This window comes from Verrucosispora sp. WMMC514, from assembly GCF_027497295.1.
In the GTDB taxonomy this organism is placed as follows: domain Bacteria; phylum Actinomycetota; class Actinomycetes; order Mycobacteriales; family Micromonosporaceae; genus Micromonospora; species Micromonospora palythoicola.
Genome location: NZ_CP114906.1, coordinates 2,649,845 through 2,663,138 on the forward strand (window position 1 = coordinate 2,649,845; position 13,294 = coordinate 2,663,138).

Below are 13,294 nucleotides of genomic sequence, written 5' to 3' on the forward strand. Positions count from 1 at the left end.
GTCAGCCGAGCTTGGCGTGGGCGACGAAGCGACGCCAGGCGGCCGGGGCGAAGGTGAGCACCGGGCCGGTGGCGTCCTTGCTGTCGCGTACGCCGACCACGCCGGGCAGGTTGTCGGCCACCTCGACACACTCGCTGCTGGCGCTGCGGGTGGACTTGCGCCAGGCCGCGCCGGTCAGATCGTGGACCACGACTCCATCACTTCCTTCATCAGCAGCTCGGACTGTCCCTTGGGGAGGGCCACGCTGCGAATTCCCTCCCACACAGCGTGCAGGGTAGCGAGTTCCTCGGCCCTGTCGATGGTCGCGCCGCCGACCTGGTTCTCCAGGTAGCCGACCCAGTCGCCGTCGGCTCCCCGAGCCAGGGTCAGCGGGCCGGCGTGGCCGACGTGCACGCTGACGTCGGCCGAGATGACGTGGATCAGCACGCCGCCGCGCTTCACACAGTCGAGCAGGTGCCCGATCTGCTGCGTCATGATGCCCCGGAAGCTCTCGTCGACCCGGCGCAGGGCCGTCTCCTCGATCACCGCGATCAGGATCGGTGGGTCCGGTCGGGTCAGGATTGCCTGCCGGTCCATCCGTACCGCCACTCGCCGCTCCACCTCGTCGTCGGTGAGCATGTCGTCGGACCGGATCACCGCACGGGCGTAGTGCTCGGTCTGGAGCAGCCCGGGGACCAGCGTCGGGTGGTAGCAGCGCAACTGGGTGGCGACGCGCTCGGCGTCCAGCCATGGGCGCAGGAAGTGTGGCTGGCCGTGCAACTCGGCGATGCGCAGCAGCCCCAGCAGCAGGCCGTCGCTGTTCAGCACCTCGTCGGCCCGCTTGAGGAAGAGCCGGTCGAACGGGCGCTGCCCCAGCTCGATCGCCGAGATCTGGGAGCCGGAGAAGTGCACCTGCTTGCCGAAATCCTCCTGGGTCAGGTTGGCGGCCAGCCGCAGCCGACGCAACTGGGCCCGGATCAGCTCGGCGGTCGGCTCGGATTCCACACTGCCTCCACGATCGATCGGCTGCTCGAATGGGCTTCCCGGCCGGCCGTCGGTCGCGCCACGGCCAGCGTCGATGCCTTCCGACAGTAGTCGTCCGATCACCACACTGTCACTCGGCGGTCCTGCTCCCATCCATCGGGGACGGGGTGGGGCTGCACCGGGGCCGCCCCGCCTTCCCCCGTGGCGGGGCGGCCCTTCCCTCAGCCCCAGGAGGTGCAGATGCCCGACCCGAACCAGCCACCGCGTCATGACGGCGTCAACGACCGGGCCGGCCGACCTCAGGTCGGCCGGCCCGGCGTCGGCTGGGATCGGACAGCTCAGGAAGCGGTGGTGTCGTCCCCGGAGACGAACGCGACCGAGCGGCGGCGTCGGGCGAGCAGCAGCACGATGCCCGCCGCGACCATGGCGAGACCGGCTCCGGCGATCAGCCCGGCCTGCGGCCCGGTGACCGGCAGGCCACCCCCGCCGCCGTTGTCGTCGTCCTTCTTCGCGGCGACCACGACGGCGTACCCGTCCTGGTTGTCGCTGGCGTCGACGTCGGCCGCCGGTACGGCGACGGCGTTCGCCGGCAGCACGGCCGGCTGCGGGGCGGAGCGGGCGCTGACGTCCTCGGTCAGACCCTCGACCTGCACGGTCCCGCCCGCCAGGGTGACCGGCGCCTCGACGTCGGCCGGCACCGTCACCAGGTTGTACAGCTCGACAGCGGAGTGGACGTCGTCGTTCGGCTCGGTGTCCTCGCCGATGGGCACGAGCGCGAGCGAATCGTAGGTGCAGACCGCCGACCGCCCATCGTCGTCGACCGCGCACTCCTGCGGCGGTCGGGTAAAGGTCACGCCCTCGGGCAGGCGCAGGTCGACGGAGACGCCGCTCACCGCCTTACGGCCGTGGTTGACGATCCGGTACCGCACCGCACCCGTCTCACCCGGATTCAACGTCCCGGTGGACTCCAGCCGGCCGCCGGCACCGACGCGCACCGACTGCCTGACGTCCGGCGCCACCACCGACAGGTCGGCTTCGGCATCGTCGACGAGTCTGACGGTGAACTCCCTGGTCTCGGTGACCCGCTCCCCGTCCTCGCCCCAGATCATGTAGACCTCGATCTGGATCTTGCCCTCGAAGGGTTCCTTTACCCATCCGGTACTGATGGAGATGGGGTAGTCCACCGTGCCGCCGGGCGCCGGCAGCAGCTCCGGAACCGTGGACGTGCCGGCGCCGGCACGGCAGTACCAACCCGCAGAGTCGCCGTCACACTCGCCGGAACCACCGCCCTCCCCCCAGAGGAACCAGGCTCTGTCCTGCCAAGCCACGTCGTCGGGCTGGACGTCGTACTGGATCACACTCGGGGTCTCGTCGGTCAGGTTGGTCACCTTCAGATGGAGCGTCTTGCTGGTGAACCCGACCGGAATCGTCGTGCCGGTCAGCTCGAAGGTGAACTTCGGCTCCGGGGCGACCGCCGAGGCGGGAGCGGCGGGGACGGCGATCCCGCCGACGAGAAGCAGTGCGGCAGCGGCTGTGCGTGACAGCCAGCGACGACCAACGGCCACAGCAGAATCCTTCGGGTGAACGAAGCATGAACGAAGCGTGTGGTTCGGGACACTACTCGCGATGGAGCCGGCGCGTGGACCCCACTCACCTCGATGATGTCCGCCACGTTCACCCGCGCGGGGCACCGCCACGCGGACGACCGGTGCAAAGCTTCCGGTGGTAGGCAGGAGTTCCTTCCCTACTCGCACGTCGGAGGAGTGAGCAGTGCGCTGGCGCAGTTACGTCGCGGTCGGGGACAGCTTCACCGAGGGCCTGGACGACGCCTACCCGGACGGCAGCTTCCGGGGCTGGGCGGATCTGGTGGCCACCCGGCTCGCCGCCGAGGCCGGCCCCCACTTCTCGTACGCCAACCTGGCCATCCGGGGGCGGACCTTCCCGAGCGTGGTGGCCGAGCAGGTGCCGGCGGCGCTGGCGATGAAGCCCGACCTGATCAGCTTCGCGGCGGGCGGCAACGACGTGCTGCGGCGCAACTTCGACCCGGACACCCTGGTGACCCGCTTCGACGAGGTGGTCGGCCGGCTGCGCAGCCGTGGTGCCGACGTGCTGCTGTTCCGGTTCGCCGACGTGATGGCGCGGCTGCCCGGCCAACGGTTGATCGCGCCCCGGGTCGCCCTGCTCAACCGGGCGGTGGGTGAGACCGCCGAGCGGCACGGCGCCATCCTGGTCGACCTGTACGCCGACGACACGTACCTGAACCCGTTGCTCTGGAGCACCGACCGGCTGCACCTGTCCCCCGCCGGGCACCGCCGCGTGGCCGGTCAGGTGCTGGCCGCCCTCGGCGTCGGCTGCGACGAGGAGTGGCTGCTGGTTCCCCCGAACCCGGAGCCCACCCCCTGGCTGTCCGCCCGCACCGCCGATTTGCGCTGGGCCGGCCGACACCTGGCCCCCTGGATCAAACGCCGCCTCACCGGCCGTTCCTCCGGCGACACCCGCACCGCCAAACGCCCCACCCTCACCCCGTTCCCCCCGTCAACCCCCGCTCCGCCGCGTTGATCGAGACCTAACCTTCTTGATCAACGCGGACGGTTGCCGGGAGGTCAGTGGTTCAGGCGGATCCAGGCGCGGGACTGGCCGGTGCCGACGCCCAGGGTGGTGGTGGTGTTTCTGGTGTAGATGACGATGGTGTCGTCGGGAAGCACCTCGATGCTCGGAAGTTCCTCGCCCTCGAAGCGCGGCCCACGGACCTCGGGTACGTCGATGTAGCGTTCGCCGGTCCAGTAACCCAAGTTGCCACCGACCTTGGTCACGACGAGCATGCCGTCGTTGACGGCGGTCACCGAGTTGGTGTCGGACGGCAACTCGGTCTGCTCGCGCCACCGGTCGTCGACCAGTCGCCAGATCCGCTTCAGGTCGGAGAGGTCGTTGCTGCCCTTCCGACGGCCGAGCAGCCAGGCGTCGCGGCCGTCGGGGGAGACGAGCAGCTTGTCGGCGCCTGACACGGCGGGCAACTGCCGCCAACTGGCCGCCCCGTCGGCGCCTACCGCCGTACGGAGCCGGTCGTCCTGCAGAACGGTCACCCAGAGTCGGCCGTCGCCGTCCTCGACCAGCCCGAGATTGGCATCGCGGGACAGAGCCACCGGGGGTTGGGTGGGTGGTGTCGCCGCGCCGATCCGAGCGAGTGCCAACTCGGGGCAGTCGACACGGGTCAGGGGGTCGCTTCCCGGGCATCGGAGCAGATACCCGCTGCGGGTGGCCCAGCTGAGCAGCGTCGCCTCCGGTGGAGCTTCCTGCGGGTGCTCGGTGAAGGTAGCACCGCCGTCGGTGGAGACCAGGTAACCGCCGCCGATACTTATGGTGACAATCCGCTCGTCGACGGCGAGCAGGTGGACCGGCCATTCCTGCCGGGGGCGGTTCACCGCGTCCGGCACCGGGATGCGCTGCCAGGTCTCGCCCCCGTCGACGGTCCGCGCCAGGTCGCGGCGGCAGTCGCTCGAATCGTCAGTCCTTTCGCAGGTGTCGAAGAGCGCCCAACCGTGCCGCGCGTCGACGAACCGCAGCTCACTGAGGCTGCCGGCGACCCCCACCGGGTCTACCTTCCGCTCGATCACCTGACCGTCCGGCGGCGGTGACGGGGTCGGGTCGGGTGGGTCGCGGTCGGCGTCCAGACCGGCGGTGGCGTACACGCCCGGCCCGGTCAGCAGCAGCACGACCAGCCCGGTCAGCAGGCTCCGCCAACTCCGGCGGCGGCGCATCCGGCGTTGGAGGTCCGAGATGTCGGGCGGGCGGAAGGTCGGTGCGGAGGTCGCTTCGAAGTCGGCGAACAGCTGGTCCAGGTTGATCTCACGCACGGCCGGCCTCCTGCCGCTCGGTGAGGTGGCGGGCCAGGGCCGTGCGGGCCCGCGACAGCCAGGACTTGACCGTCCCCTCCGGTACGCCGAGTTGGTCGGCGATCTCCGCGACGGTGAGCTGGGCCAGGTGGTGCAGCACGATCGCCCGGCGTTGGGTGGTGGGCAGGATGGTGAGGGCCTCCAGCAGCACCACCCGGTCCGGGCCCGGACCGGGTACGTGCTCCTCCCGTTGCCGGGCCAGGTGACGGACGGCGGTACGGACCCGACGCAGCCGGCTGGTGGCCAGGTTCCAGGCCACTCGGCGGACGAACGCCGACGGATCGTCGTAGGCGCTGATCCGCTCCCAGCGCTCAAGTGTCCGGCAGAACGCCTCCTGGGTGAGGTCCTGCGCCTCGGCGTGGTCACCGAGGTACGCGTAGAGCTGCACCGCCACCCGCTGGAAGTGCGCCTGGTAGAACTCGCTGAAGTCCACCGGCGGTGGATCGGCCCCTGGTGGCGCTGCGGTCATGGCGGTCCTCGGTGTTCGGCGGCAGTCAGGAGTGTCACGCCTGGCGGACCACATTCGCTGCACCCGAAATCCGATGGCCGAGCGGAGCGCGGCGTACTTTGGGGACCATGTCTGTGCCGAACGATCCCGATCCCCGACTCCAGTCGTACGCGGACCCGCAGCGACTGGTCACCACCGACTGGCTGGCCGAGCATCTGGGCGACGACGGTCTCGTGGTCGTCGAGTCCGACGAGGACGTGCTGCTCTACGACAGCGGTCACATCCCCGGTGCCGTCAAGGTCGACTGGCATCTGGAGCTGAACGACCAGGTGACCCGGGACTACCTGGACGCCGAACGGTTCGCCGAACTCTGCGCCGCCAAGGGCATCGGCCGTGCCGACACGGTCGTCTTCTACGGCGACAACTTCAACTGGTGGGCGGCGTACGCCCTCTGGGTCTTCACCCTCTTCGGTCACCAGGACGTGCGGCTGCTCGACGGCGGCCGGCAGAAGTGGATCGCCGAGGGGCGGGAGCTGACCCGCGACAAGCCGAACCGGCCCCGGGCGGATTATCCGGTGCCGCAGCGCGACGACGCGCCGGTGCGGGCGTTCCGCGATGAGGTGTCGGCGCACGTCGACGCCGGCCGGCCGCTCGTCGACGTGCGGTCGCCGGGCGAGTACACCGGCGAGATGCTGCACATGCCGGACTACCCGCAGGAGGGCGCGCTGCGCGGCGGTCACATCCCGGGCGCGGTGAGCAAGCCGTGGAAGTCCGCCGCCAACGACGACGGCACCTTCAAGTCGGCCGACGAGCTACGGGCCATCTACGCCGACCAGCTCGGCCTGGCGCCGGATGACGACATCGTCGCCTACTGCCGCATCGGCGAACGCTCCAGCCACACCTGGTTCGTACTCCGGCACCTGCTCGGCTACCCGAAGGTGCGCAACTACGACGGCTCCTGGACCGAGTGGGGCAACCTCGTCCGCGCCCCCGTCGTCAAGGGCCCCGACCCGAGGTGACGCCATGTTGACCATGAGGTTGGCGGCGGAATTTGTGATCGACTTCGCCGCTAACCTCATGATCAACGCAGTGGGGGTCGGCGCGGGGTCGGGTCGGGGTCGGTCAGGTAGCGGTGGATGGTGGGGGATAGCCAGGTGATCAGGTCGGCGGGGGAGATGTCGACCATCGGGGGTAGGCGCAGGACGTAGCGGGTCAGGGCGACGCCGAGCAGTTGGCTGGCGACCAGGCCGGCGCGGCGTGGGGCCTCGGCGGGGTCGGCGACCACCCGGCCGACCGCCACGCTGAGCTGGGTGGTGAAGATGGCGCGTACCCGCTCGGCCGCGCCCGGGTTGGTGCTCGCCGTGCGCAGCAGCGCCGGCAGAGTGGCGTCGCCCTCCCAGCGGGTGAAGAAGTAGCCGACCAGCTCCGTGCCGAGGCGATCGACCGGCACGCCGCTGAAGTCGGGCAGGCGCAGGTCGAACTCGGCCGCCGTGGCGAACAGGTTCTCCTTGCTGCCGTAGTACCGCATCACCATCGACGGGTCGATCCGGGCGTCCGCGGCGATGGCCCGGATCGTCGCCCGGTCGTACCCGTCGGCGGCGAAGCGGTCCCGGGCGGCCCGCAGGATGGCCGCGCGGGTCGCCTCCGCGCTACGTCGCCCGCCACCCGCCGTCGCGGGGCCGGAGGTGCGGCGTCCGCCGTCGGCCGCCGGCTCCGCGAGCGGTTGCCGAGCCTGTTCCGGTACGCCCTCCGTCATGTGACCGACGGTATGCCAACGCCTGTTGACTTCACAATCCGGGGCGGCCTACTGTTGCCAACAAGCGTTGGCCAACAGGCGTTGGCAATTCGCCGAGGAGGTCGTCATGCTGCCCCAACGAACGGACGTCCTGGTCGTCGGCGCGGGCCCGACCGGGCTCACCGCCGCACTCACCCTGGCCCGGCGGGGGGTCGAGGTGACCGTGGTCGACAAGCGGGAGCAGCCGGCGGTGACCTCGCGGGCCGCCGTGGTGCACGCGTACACCCTGGAGGTGCTCGACCGGATCGGAGCCGGCGGGGCACTGGTGGCCCGGGGGCTGCGGTCGGCCCGATTCAGTGTCCGCGACCGGGACCGGGTGCTGGTCACCGTGCCGTTCGGCGGGTTACCCAGCCGCCACCGGTACGCGCTGATGGTCTCCCAGTCGGTGACCGAGGAGGTGCTCACCGATCGGCTGGCCGAGGCCGGCGTGCCGGTGCTGCGTCCGTACCGGCTCACCGGTCTGCACCCCGACGGTGACGGCGTGGTGGCCGACCTCGACGGCACGAACGTGCGCGCCCGATGGGTGGTCGGTGCCGACGGCATCAACAGCACCGTCCGTGAGCTGTCCGGCATCAGCTTCACCGGGCCGGCCGGTTCCGAGGAGTCGTTCGTGCTGGCCGACGTACGCGTCGACAGCGGCCTGCCCCGCGACGGCGCGTCGATCTTCCTCGCCCGGGGCGGGCCGCTGGTCTGGGCGCCGCTGCCCGACGGGCGGGTACGCCTGGTCGCCACCGTCACCGATCCACCCGCCGAGCCGGACGCGGCCTACCTGCAACGCCTGCTCGACGAGCGCGGCCCCCGGCAACGGCCGGACCAGGTGCGCGAGGTGCTCTGGTCCTCCCGCTTCCGGCTGCACCGACGGGTCGCCGGGACGTTCCGCTCCGGGCCGGTGCTGCTGGCCGGCGATGCCGGACACGTGCACAGCCCGGCCGGCGGGCAGGGTATGAACCTCGGCATCAGCGACGCGGTCGACCTCGGCGAGACCCTGGCGGACGTGCTCGCCGGTGCCGCCGAGACCCGGCTGGACGAGTACGCGGCCAGACGTCGCCCGCTCGCCCACGAGGTGGCCAGCTTCGCCGACCGGCTGACCCGACTGGCCACCGTGCCGTCGCCGGTTCGGCCGGCTCGGGACCTGTTGCTCCGCCTGGTCTCGATGCTCCCGCCGGTGCGGCACCGGATCGCGGTGCGGCTCTCCGGCCTCGACCAACGCCCGACCTGAGGCACCGTTCCCGGCAGTCGGACCGGCGGGTAACCACGGCCGCACGCGGTCGACGGACGGGTCTAGGCTGGCCCGGTGACGGTGGAGCAGCAGGCCCGGGGCGCGTCCGGCGGGGCCACGGGGGCGGGACGACGCCGATCCCGCAAGGACGAGATTCTTGAGATCGCCGTGGGTCTCTTTGCCGCCCGCGGCTACCACGGCGTGTCGATGGACGACATCGGTGCGGCTGCCGGGGTGACCGGCCCGGCGCTCTACCACCACTTCGCCGGCAAGGAGGCGATGCTCGTCGCCGCGCTGACGCCGGTGAGTGAGGGACTGCTCGACGGCGGGCGGCAGCGCCGCGCCGCCCATCCCGACGACCCGCGCGCCGCGCTGGAGTCGCTCATCGATTTCCACGTCGACTTCGCGCTCGCCAACCCGGCCGTCATCGCGCTGCACCTGCACGAGCTGGACCGGCTGCCGGAGGAGCCCCGGCGGCGCATCCGCCGACTCCAGCGGCTCTACGTCGAAGAGTGGGTCACCGTGCTGACCGCCCTGCATCCAGGGCTGCCCGACGGTGAGGCGCGGGTGCTGGCACACGCCGCGTTCGGCCTGATGAACTCCACCCCGTTCCTCGGCGGCGAGGTCGACCACCGGCGGCGGGCCGAGCTGCTGCGGGCCGCCACGCTGGCCGCGCTGCTCGCCCCCACCGAGCCCGCCTGACCGTCGCGGTCAGCGTCCGGCTCGTCCCACCGTCGAGCCGAGGCGTCGGCAGGGGGCCCTTCACGGGTCCGCCGCGACGTGATTGGCTAGCCCGCGTCCCACACAATGGAACGCTCGGAGGAGCCATGATCGAGTCGCTGCTGGTCGCCAACCGGGGTGAGATCGCCCGTCGGATCATCCGCACCGCCCGGCGGCTCGGGGTACGTGCGATCGCGGTGCACTCGGAGGCCGACGCCGATCTGCCGTTCGTCGCCGAGGCCGACGAGGCCGTCTGCGTCGGGCCGGCCAACCCGGCACAGAGCTACCGGAACACCGAGGCGATCATCGCCGCCGCCCGGTCGACCGGCGCGCAGGCGATCCACCCCGGGTACGGCTTCCTGTCGGAGAACGCCGACTTCGCCCGTACCGTCGAGGCCAGCGGGCTGATCTGGGTCGGACCCGGCGCGGACGCGATAAGCGCGATGGGCGACAAGATCAATGCGCGGAACCTGATGGCGGCGGCCGGCGTGCCGGTGGCCGCCGGGACCACCGAGCCGGCGGCCGACCTGACGGCGGCGGTCGCGGGGGCGGCGGAGATCGGCTACCCGGTGATGGTCAAGGCCGCCGCCGGTGGCGGGGGCATGGGCATGGGCGTGGCCGCCGACGAGGCCGCGCTGCGGACCGAGTACGACAAGGTGCGCGCCTTCGCGGAGCGGATGTTCGGCGACGGCTCGGTGCTGCTGGAGCGGTACTTCCCCCGGGTGCGGCACGTCGAGGTGCAGATCCTCGGCCTGGCCGACGGTCGGGTGCTGGCGTTGGGTGAGCGGGAGTGCTCGGTGCAGCGGCGTAACCAGAAGCTGGTGGAGGAGTCGCCCTCCCCGGCGGTGTCCCCGGAACTACGTACCCGCCTGCTGGCTGCGGCCGTGCGAGCGGGCGAGGCGGTCGACTACCGCAACGCCGGCACGGTCGAGTGCCTGCTCGATCCGACGACCGGGGAGTTCTTCTTCCTGGAGATGAACACCCGGCTCCAGGTGGAGCACCCGGTGACCGAGCTGGTGCACGGCATCGACCTGGTGGAGGAGCAGCTGCGGGTGGCCGCCGGCCTGCCGCCGACCTTCGACCCGGACGCGCTGACCGTGCATGGTCACGCCATCGAGTTGCGGATCAACGCCGAGGACCCGAAGCGGTTCCTGCCCGGCCCCGGCACGATCAGCATCTGGGTGGAGCCGACCGGCGAGGGCATCCGCGTCGACTCCGGCTACGCCGAAGGGAACACCGTCACCCCCTTCTACGACAGCCTGATGGCGAAGCTCATCGTGCACGGCCAGGACCGGACCGAGGCCATCGCCCGCGCCCGCGCCGCGGTTGCCGCCTTCGACCTGGCCGGCCCCAAACACAACCTCCCCTTCTTCACCGACCTGCTGGAGAACCCCGAATTCCTCTCCGGCAACTACGACACCGGAATCGTCTCCCGCCTCCGCTGACCGCCCCCCTCCCCACCCCCTCGTCGGGTTGATCATGAAGTTGTTGTGCCTCGCCCGGCGTGTCGTGGGCAACAACTTCATGATCGCCCGGGGGAAAGGGGTGGGGGTGAGGTGAGGTGGGGCGTGACATGCTGGGGGTGTTTGGAGACAGGGCTTGTCACAGTGAGGTGGCGGGATGGCGGAGATGCCGGAGTACGTGTCCATTCGTGAGGTCGGGCCGCGCGACGGGTTGCAGAACGAGGCGCCGATCCCGACCGACGCCAAGGTGCGGCTGCTCGACGCGCTCTCGGGCACCGGGGTGCGTCGGATCGAGGCGGTGTCGTTCGTGCACCCCCGGGCGATCCCGCAGATGGCCGACGCCGACGAGGTGTGGCGACGGGCGCAGCGGGTGGACGGGGTGCGTTACTCGGCGCTGGTGCCGAACACGCGCGGCGCGCAGCGTGCCCTGGCCGCCGGCTTCACCGAGATCGAGGTGGTCGTCTCGGCCAGCGACACGCACAACCGGCGCAACGTCAACCGGTCCACCGACGAGTCGCTCGACGACATCGCGGAACTGATCGACCTGCTGCACGGTGCCGGTGCCCGCGCCGAGGTGATCGTCGCGACCAGCTTCGGCTGCCCCTACGAGGGGGACATCGACCCGGTGCGGGTGGCCGCCATCGTGGACCGGGTGGTCCGCGACGGCGCCGACCGCGTCGCGTTCGGCGACACCACCGGCATGGGTACGCCCCGGCGGGTCCGTGACCTGCTCACCGCCGTACGCGACCGCAACGCCGACGTTCCGGTGCTGCTGCACTTCCACAACACCAGAGGCACGGCGCTGGCGAACATGCTGACCGCCCTGGAACTCGGGGTCACCGAGTTCGACGCCAGTGTCGGCGGGCTGGGCGGCTGCCCGTACGCGCCCGGTGCCAGCGGCAACCTGGCCACCGAGGAGGCGGTGCACATGCTGCACGACATGGGCATCGACACCGGCATCGACCTGGCCGCCCTGATCGAGGTCGCCGAACTGGCCGAGACCCTCACCGCCCGCACCCTCCCCTCCGCCATCCTCCGCGCCGGCCCCCGCACCCGCCTCACCCCGCTGCCCGCCTGATCCACCCACCCCCACCCCCACCCAGAGCCCGTTGATCATGAGGTTGGCGGCGAAGTTGATCTATAAACTGCCGCTAACCTCATGATCAACACTGGGGATTCCAGGGTGGTGCGGGGGGTGGGTGGGGTGGGGTAACCTAACGATCGTTCAGGTGGGAACGGTGAGGGAGTCCGCGTGACGGTTGACGGTGAGGCGCTGGAGCAGCTGCGCAAGCGGGTCCGGGGCGGTGGTGCGGAGAAGTACCACGCGGCCAACGCCGCGAAGGGCAAGCTGTTCGCGCGGGAGCGGGTCGCGCTCCTGGTCGACGAGGGCTCCTTCGTCGAGGACGGGCTCTACGCCAACGCGCTGGCCGAGGGGCTGCCGGCGGACGGCGTGGTCACCGGCACCGCCACCGTCGACGGTCGCCAGGTCTGCCTGATGGCCAACGACTCCACCGTCAAGGCCGGCAGCTGGGGTGCCCGTACCGTCGAGAAGATCATCCGGATCATCGAGCGGGCGTACGACACCGGCGTCCCGATGGTCTACCTGGTCGACTCGGCGGGTGCCCGGATCACCGACCAGGTCGAGCTGTTTCCCGGGCGGCGTGGCGCCGGGAAGATCTTCTGGAACCAGGTCCGCGCCTCCGGCTCGATCCCCCAGGTCTGCGCGCTGTTCGGGCCGAGCGCGGCCGGTGGGGCGTACATTCCGGCGTTCTGCGACGTGGTGGCCATGGTCGAGGGCAACGCCAGCATGTACCTCGGCTCGGACCGGATGGTCGAGATGGTCACCGGTGAGAAGACCACGCTCGAAGCGATGGGCGGGGCGCGGGTGCACTGCGCCGAGTCCGGTGTCGGGCACTTCCTCTGCAAGACCGAGGCCGAGGCGCTCGACGTGGTGAAGCGCTACCTGTCGTACCTGCCGGCGAACTGGACGCAGCAGCCGCCGGCCGCCCCCGCCGTCGAGGCACCGGCGAAGGCCGACCTCGCCGCGCTGGTGCCGGCGAGCGAGCGGCAGGCGTTCGACATGCGGCGGTACGTCAAGGGCCTGCTCGACGAGGACTCCTTCTTCGAGATCCAGGCCCTCTGGGCCAAGGAGTTGACGATCGGGTTCGGCCGGCTGGACGGCGAGGTCGTCGGCGTGGTCGGCAACAACTCGATGTTCAAGGGCGGGGTGCTCTTCGTCGACTCGGCGGACAAGGCGACCCGGTTCGTGCAGCTCTGCGACGCGTTCAACGTGCCGCTGCTGTTCCTGAGCGACGTGCCCGGCTTCATGGTCGGCAGCGCGGTGGAGAAGCAGGGCATCATCCGGCACGGCGCGAAGATGATCACCGCGATCTCCGAGGCGACCGTACCGAAGATCTGCGTGGTGGTGCGCAAGGCGTACGGCGCCGGCCTCTACGCCATGGCCGGGCCGGGCTTCGAGCCGGACGCCACCATCGCCCTGCCCACCGCCAAGATCGCCGTGATGGGTGCGGAGGCCGCGGTGAACGCCGTGTACGCGAACAAGATCGCCGCGATCGAGGACGAGGCCGAGCGGGCCGCGTTCGTCGCCGCCCGGCGCGAGGAGTACGAGCGGGACATCGACGTCGTACGGCTCGCCAGTGAGCTGGTGGTCGACGCGATCGTCGAGCCGCGGCAACTGCGCGCCGAACTGGTGCGCCGGTTCGCCGCCGCCCGTGGCAAGCAACGGCACTTCTCCCGGCGACGGCACGGCGTCACCCCGGTCTGAGTCGTCCG

General features: G+C 71.2%; 13 protein-coding genes. 7 read left to right on the top strand and 6 right to left on the bottom strand.

The features are described from left to right. Position 1 precedes the first annotated feature (1 nt). From O7597_RS11820 to O7597_RS11830, 3 genes are all read right to left on the bottom strand, one after another. A complete protein-coding gene (locus tag O7597_RS11820) occupies positions 2-190 on the bottom strand; it encodes a DUF397 domain-containing protein (RefSeq protein ID WP_269740526.1) in 189 nt (62 codons plus the stop codon). Further along, complete coding sequence (locus O7597_RS11825; RefSeq protein WP_269740525.1) at positions 175-984, bottom strand: helix-turn-helix transcriptional regulator; 810 nt, start codon at positions 982-984, stop codon at positions 175-177. Before O7597_RS11825 ends, O7597_RS11820 begins: the two co-directional genes overlap by 16 nt. Before the next feature lie 317 nt (positions 985-1,301). Then, positions 1,302-2,528 (bottom strand): hypothetical protein, encoded by a 1,227-nt coding sequence (locus tag O7597_RS11830; RefSeq protein WP_269740524.1) that lies wholly within the window; start codon positions 2,526-2,528, stop codon positions 1,302-1,304. 205 nt (positions 2,529-2,733) lie between these two features. On the opposite strand from O7597_RS11830, the gene O7597_RS11835 reads away from it, so the two are divergent. Then, positions 2,734-3,522 (top strand): SGNH/GDSL hydrolase family protein, encoded by a 789-nt coding sequence (locus tag O7597_RS11835; RefSeq protein WP_281582725.1) that lies wholly within the window; start codon positions 2,734-2,736, stop codon positions 3,520-3,522. Between the two features lie 44 nt (positions 3,523-3,566). Here O7597_RS11835 and O7597_RS11840 read toward each other — a convergent pair whose 3' ends face one another. Beyond that, complete coding sequence (locus O7597_RS11840; RefSeq protein WP_281582726.1) at positions 3,567-4,817, bottom strand: hypothetical protein; 1,251 nt, start codon at positions 4,815-4,817, stop codon at positions 3,567-3,569. Beyond that, positions 4,810-5,325, bottom strand: a complete 516-nt coding sequence (locus O7597_RS11845) for a SigE family RNA polymerase sigma factor (protein ID WP_269740521.1) — start codon at positions 5,323-5,325, stop codon at positions 4,810-4,812. The genes O7597_RS11840 and O7597_RS11845 overlap by 8 nt, the downstream gene beginning before the upstream one ends. Before the next feature lie 107 nt (positions 5,326-5,432). On the opposite strand from O7597_RS11845, the gene O7597_RS11850 reads away from it, so the two are divergent. Further along, positions 5,433-6,323, top strand: coding sequence for a sulfurtransferase (locus O7597_RS11850; protein WP_281582727.1), 891 nt, complete (start codon positions 5,433-5,435; stop codon positions 6,321-6,323). Positions 6,324-6,385: 62 nt separating this feature from the next. On the opposite strand, the gene O7597_RS11855 is transcribed toward O7597_RS11850, so the two are convergent. Further along, positions 6,386-7,060: a TetR family transcriptional regulator gene (locus O7597_RS11855; protein ID WP_269740519.1), complete on the bottom strand. Its 675-nt coding sequence runs from the start codon at positions 7,058-7,060 to the stop codon at positions 6,386-6,388. 106 nt (positions 7,061-7,166) lie between these two features. Here O7597_RS11855 and O7597_RS11860 point away from each other — a divergent pair, with 106 nt between their 5' ends. The 5 genes from O7597_RS11860 to O7597_RS11880 all read left to right on the top strand — a co-directional run bounded on the left by O7597_RS11860 (position 7,167) and on the right by O7597_RS11880 (position 13,286). After that, a complete protein-coding gene (locus O7597_RS11860) occupies positions 7,167-8,318 on the top strand; it encodes an FAD-dependent oxidoreductase (protein WP_269740518.1) in 1,152 nt (383 codons plus the stop codon). 75 nt (positions 8,319-8,393) lie between these two features. Continuing rightward, a complete protein-coding gene (locus O7597_RS11865; protein WP_269740517.1) occupies positions 8,394-9,020 on the top strand; it encodes a TetR/AcrR family transcriptional regulator in 627 nt (208 codons plus the stop codon). A gap of 125 nt (positions 9,021-9,145) precedes the next feature. Then, positions 9,146-10,483: a biotin carboxylase N-terminal domain-containing protein gene (locus tag O7597_RS11870; protein ID WP_281582728.1), complete on the top strand. Its 1,338-nt coding sequence runs from the start codon at positions 9,146-9,148 to the stop codon at positions 10,481-10,483. A 175-nt stretch (positions 10,484-10,658) separates the two neighbouring features. After that, entirely contained in the window at positions 10,659-11,579 is a 921-nt protein-coding gene (locus tag O7597_RS11875) for a hydroxymethylglutaryl-CoA lyase (protein ID WP_281582729.1), read from the top strand. Positions 11,580-11,753: 174 nt separating this feature from the next. Further along, on the top strand, positions 11,754-13,286 hold the full coding sequence (locus tag O7597_RS11880; protein WP_281582730.1) for an acyl-CoA carboxylase subunit beta: 1,533 nt from the start codon (positions 11,754-11,756) through the stop codon (positions 13,284-13,286). Positions 13,287-13,294: the final 8 nt, after the last annotated feature.

Coding starts and splice junctions, on each gene's coding strand:
- O7597_RS11845 (WP_269740521.1), bottom strand. CDS start 5,325: ATGACCGCAGCGCCACCAGGGGCCGATCCACCGCCGGTGGACTTCAGC.
- O7597_RS11855 (WP_269740519.1), bottom strand. CDS start 7,060: ATGACGGAGGGCGTACCGGAACAGGCTCGGCAACCGCTCGCGGAGCCG.
- O7597_RS11850 (WP_281582727.1), top strand. CDS start 5,433: ATGTCTGTGCCGAACGATCCCGATCCCCGACTCCAGTCGTACGCGGAC.
- O7597_RS11860 (WP_269740518.1), top strand. CDS start 7,167: ATGCTGCCCCAACGAACGGACGTCCTGGTCGTCGGCGCGGGCCCGACC.
- O7597_RS11870 (WP_281582728.1), top strand. CDS start 9,146: ATGATCGAGTCGCTGCTGGTCGCCAACCGGGGTGAGATCGCCCGTCGG.
- O7597_RS11875 (WP_281582729.1), top strand. CDS start 10,659: ATGGCGGAGATGCCGGAGTACGTGTCCATTCGTGAGGTCGGGCCGCGC.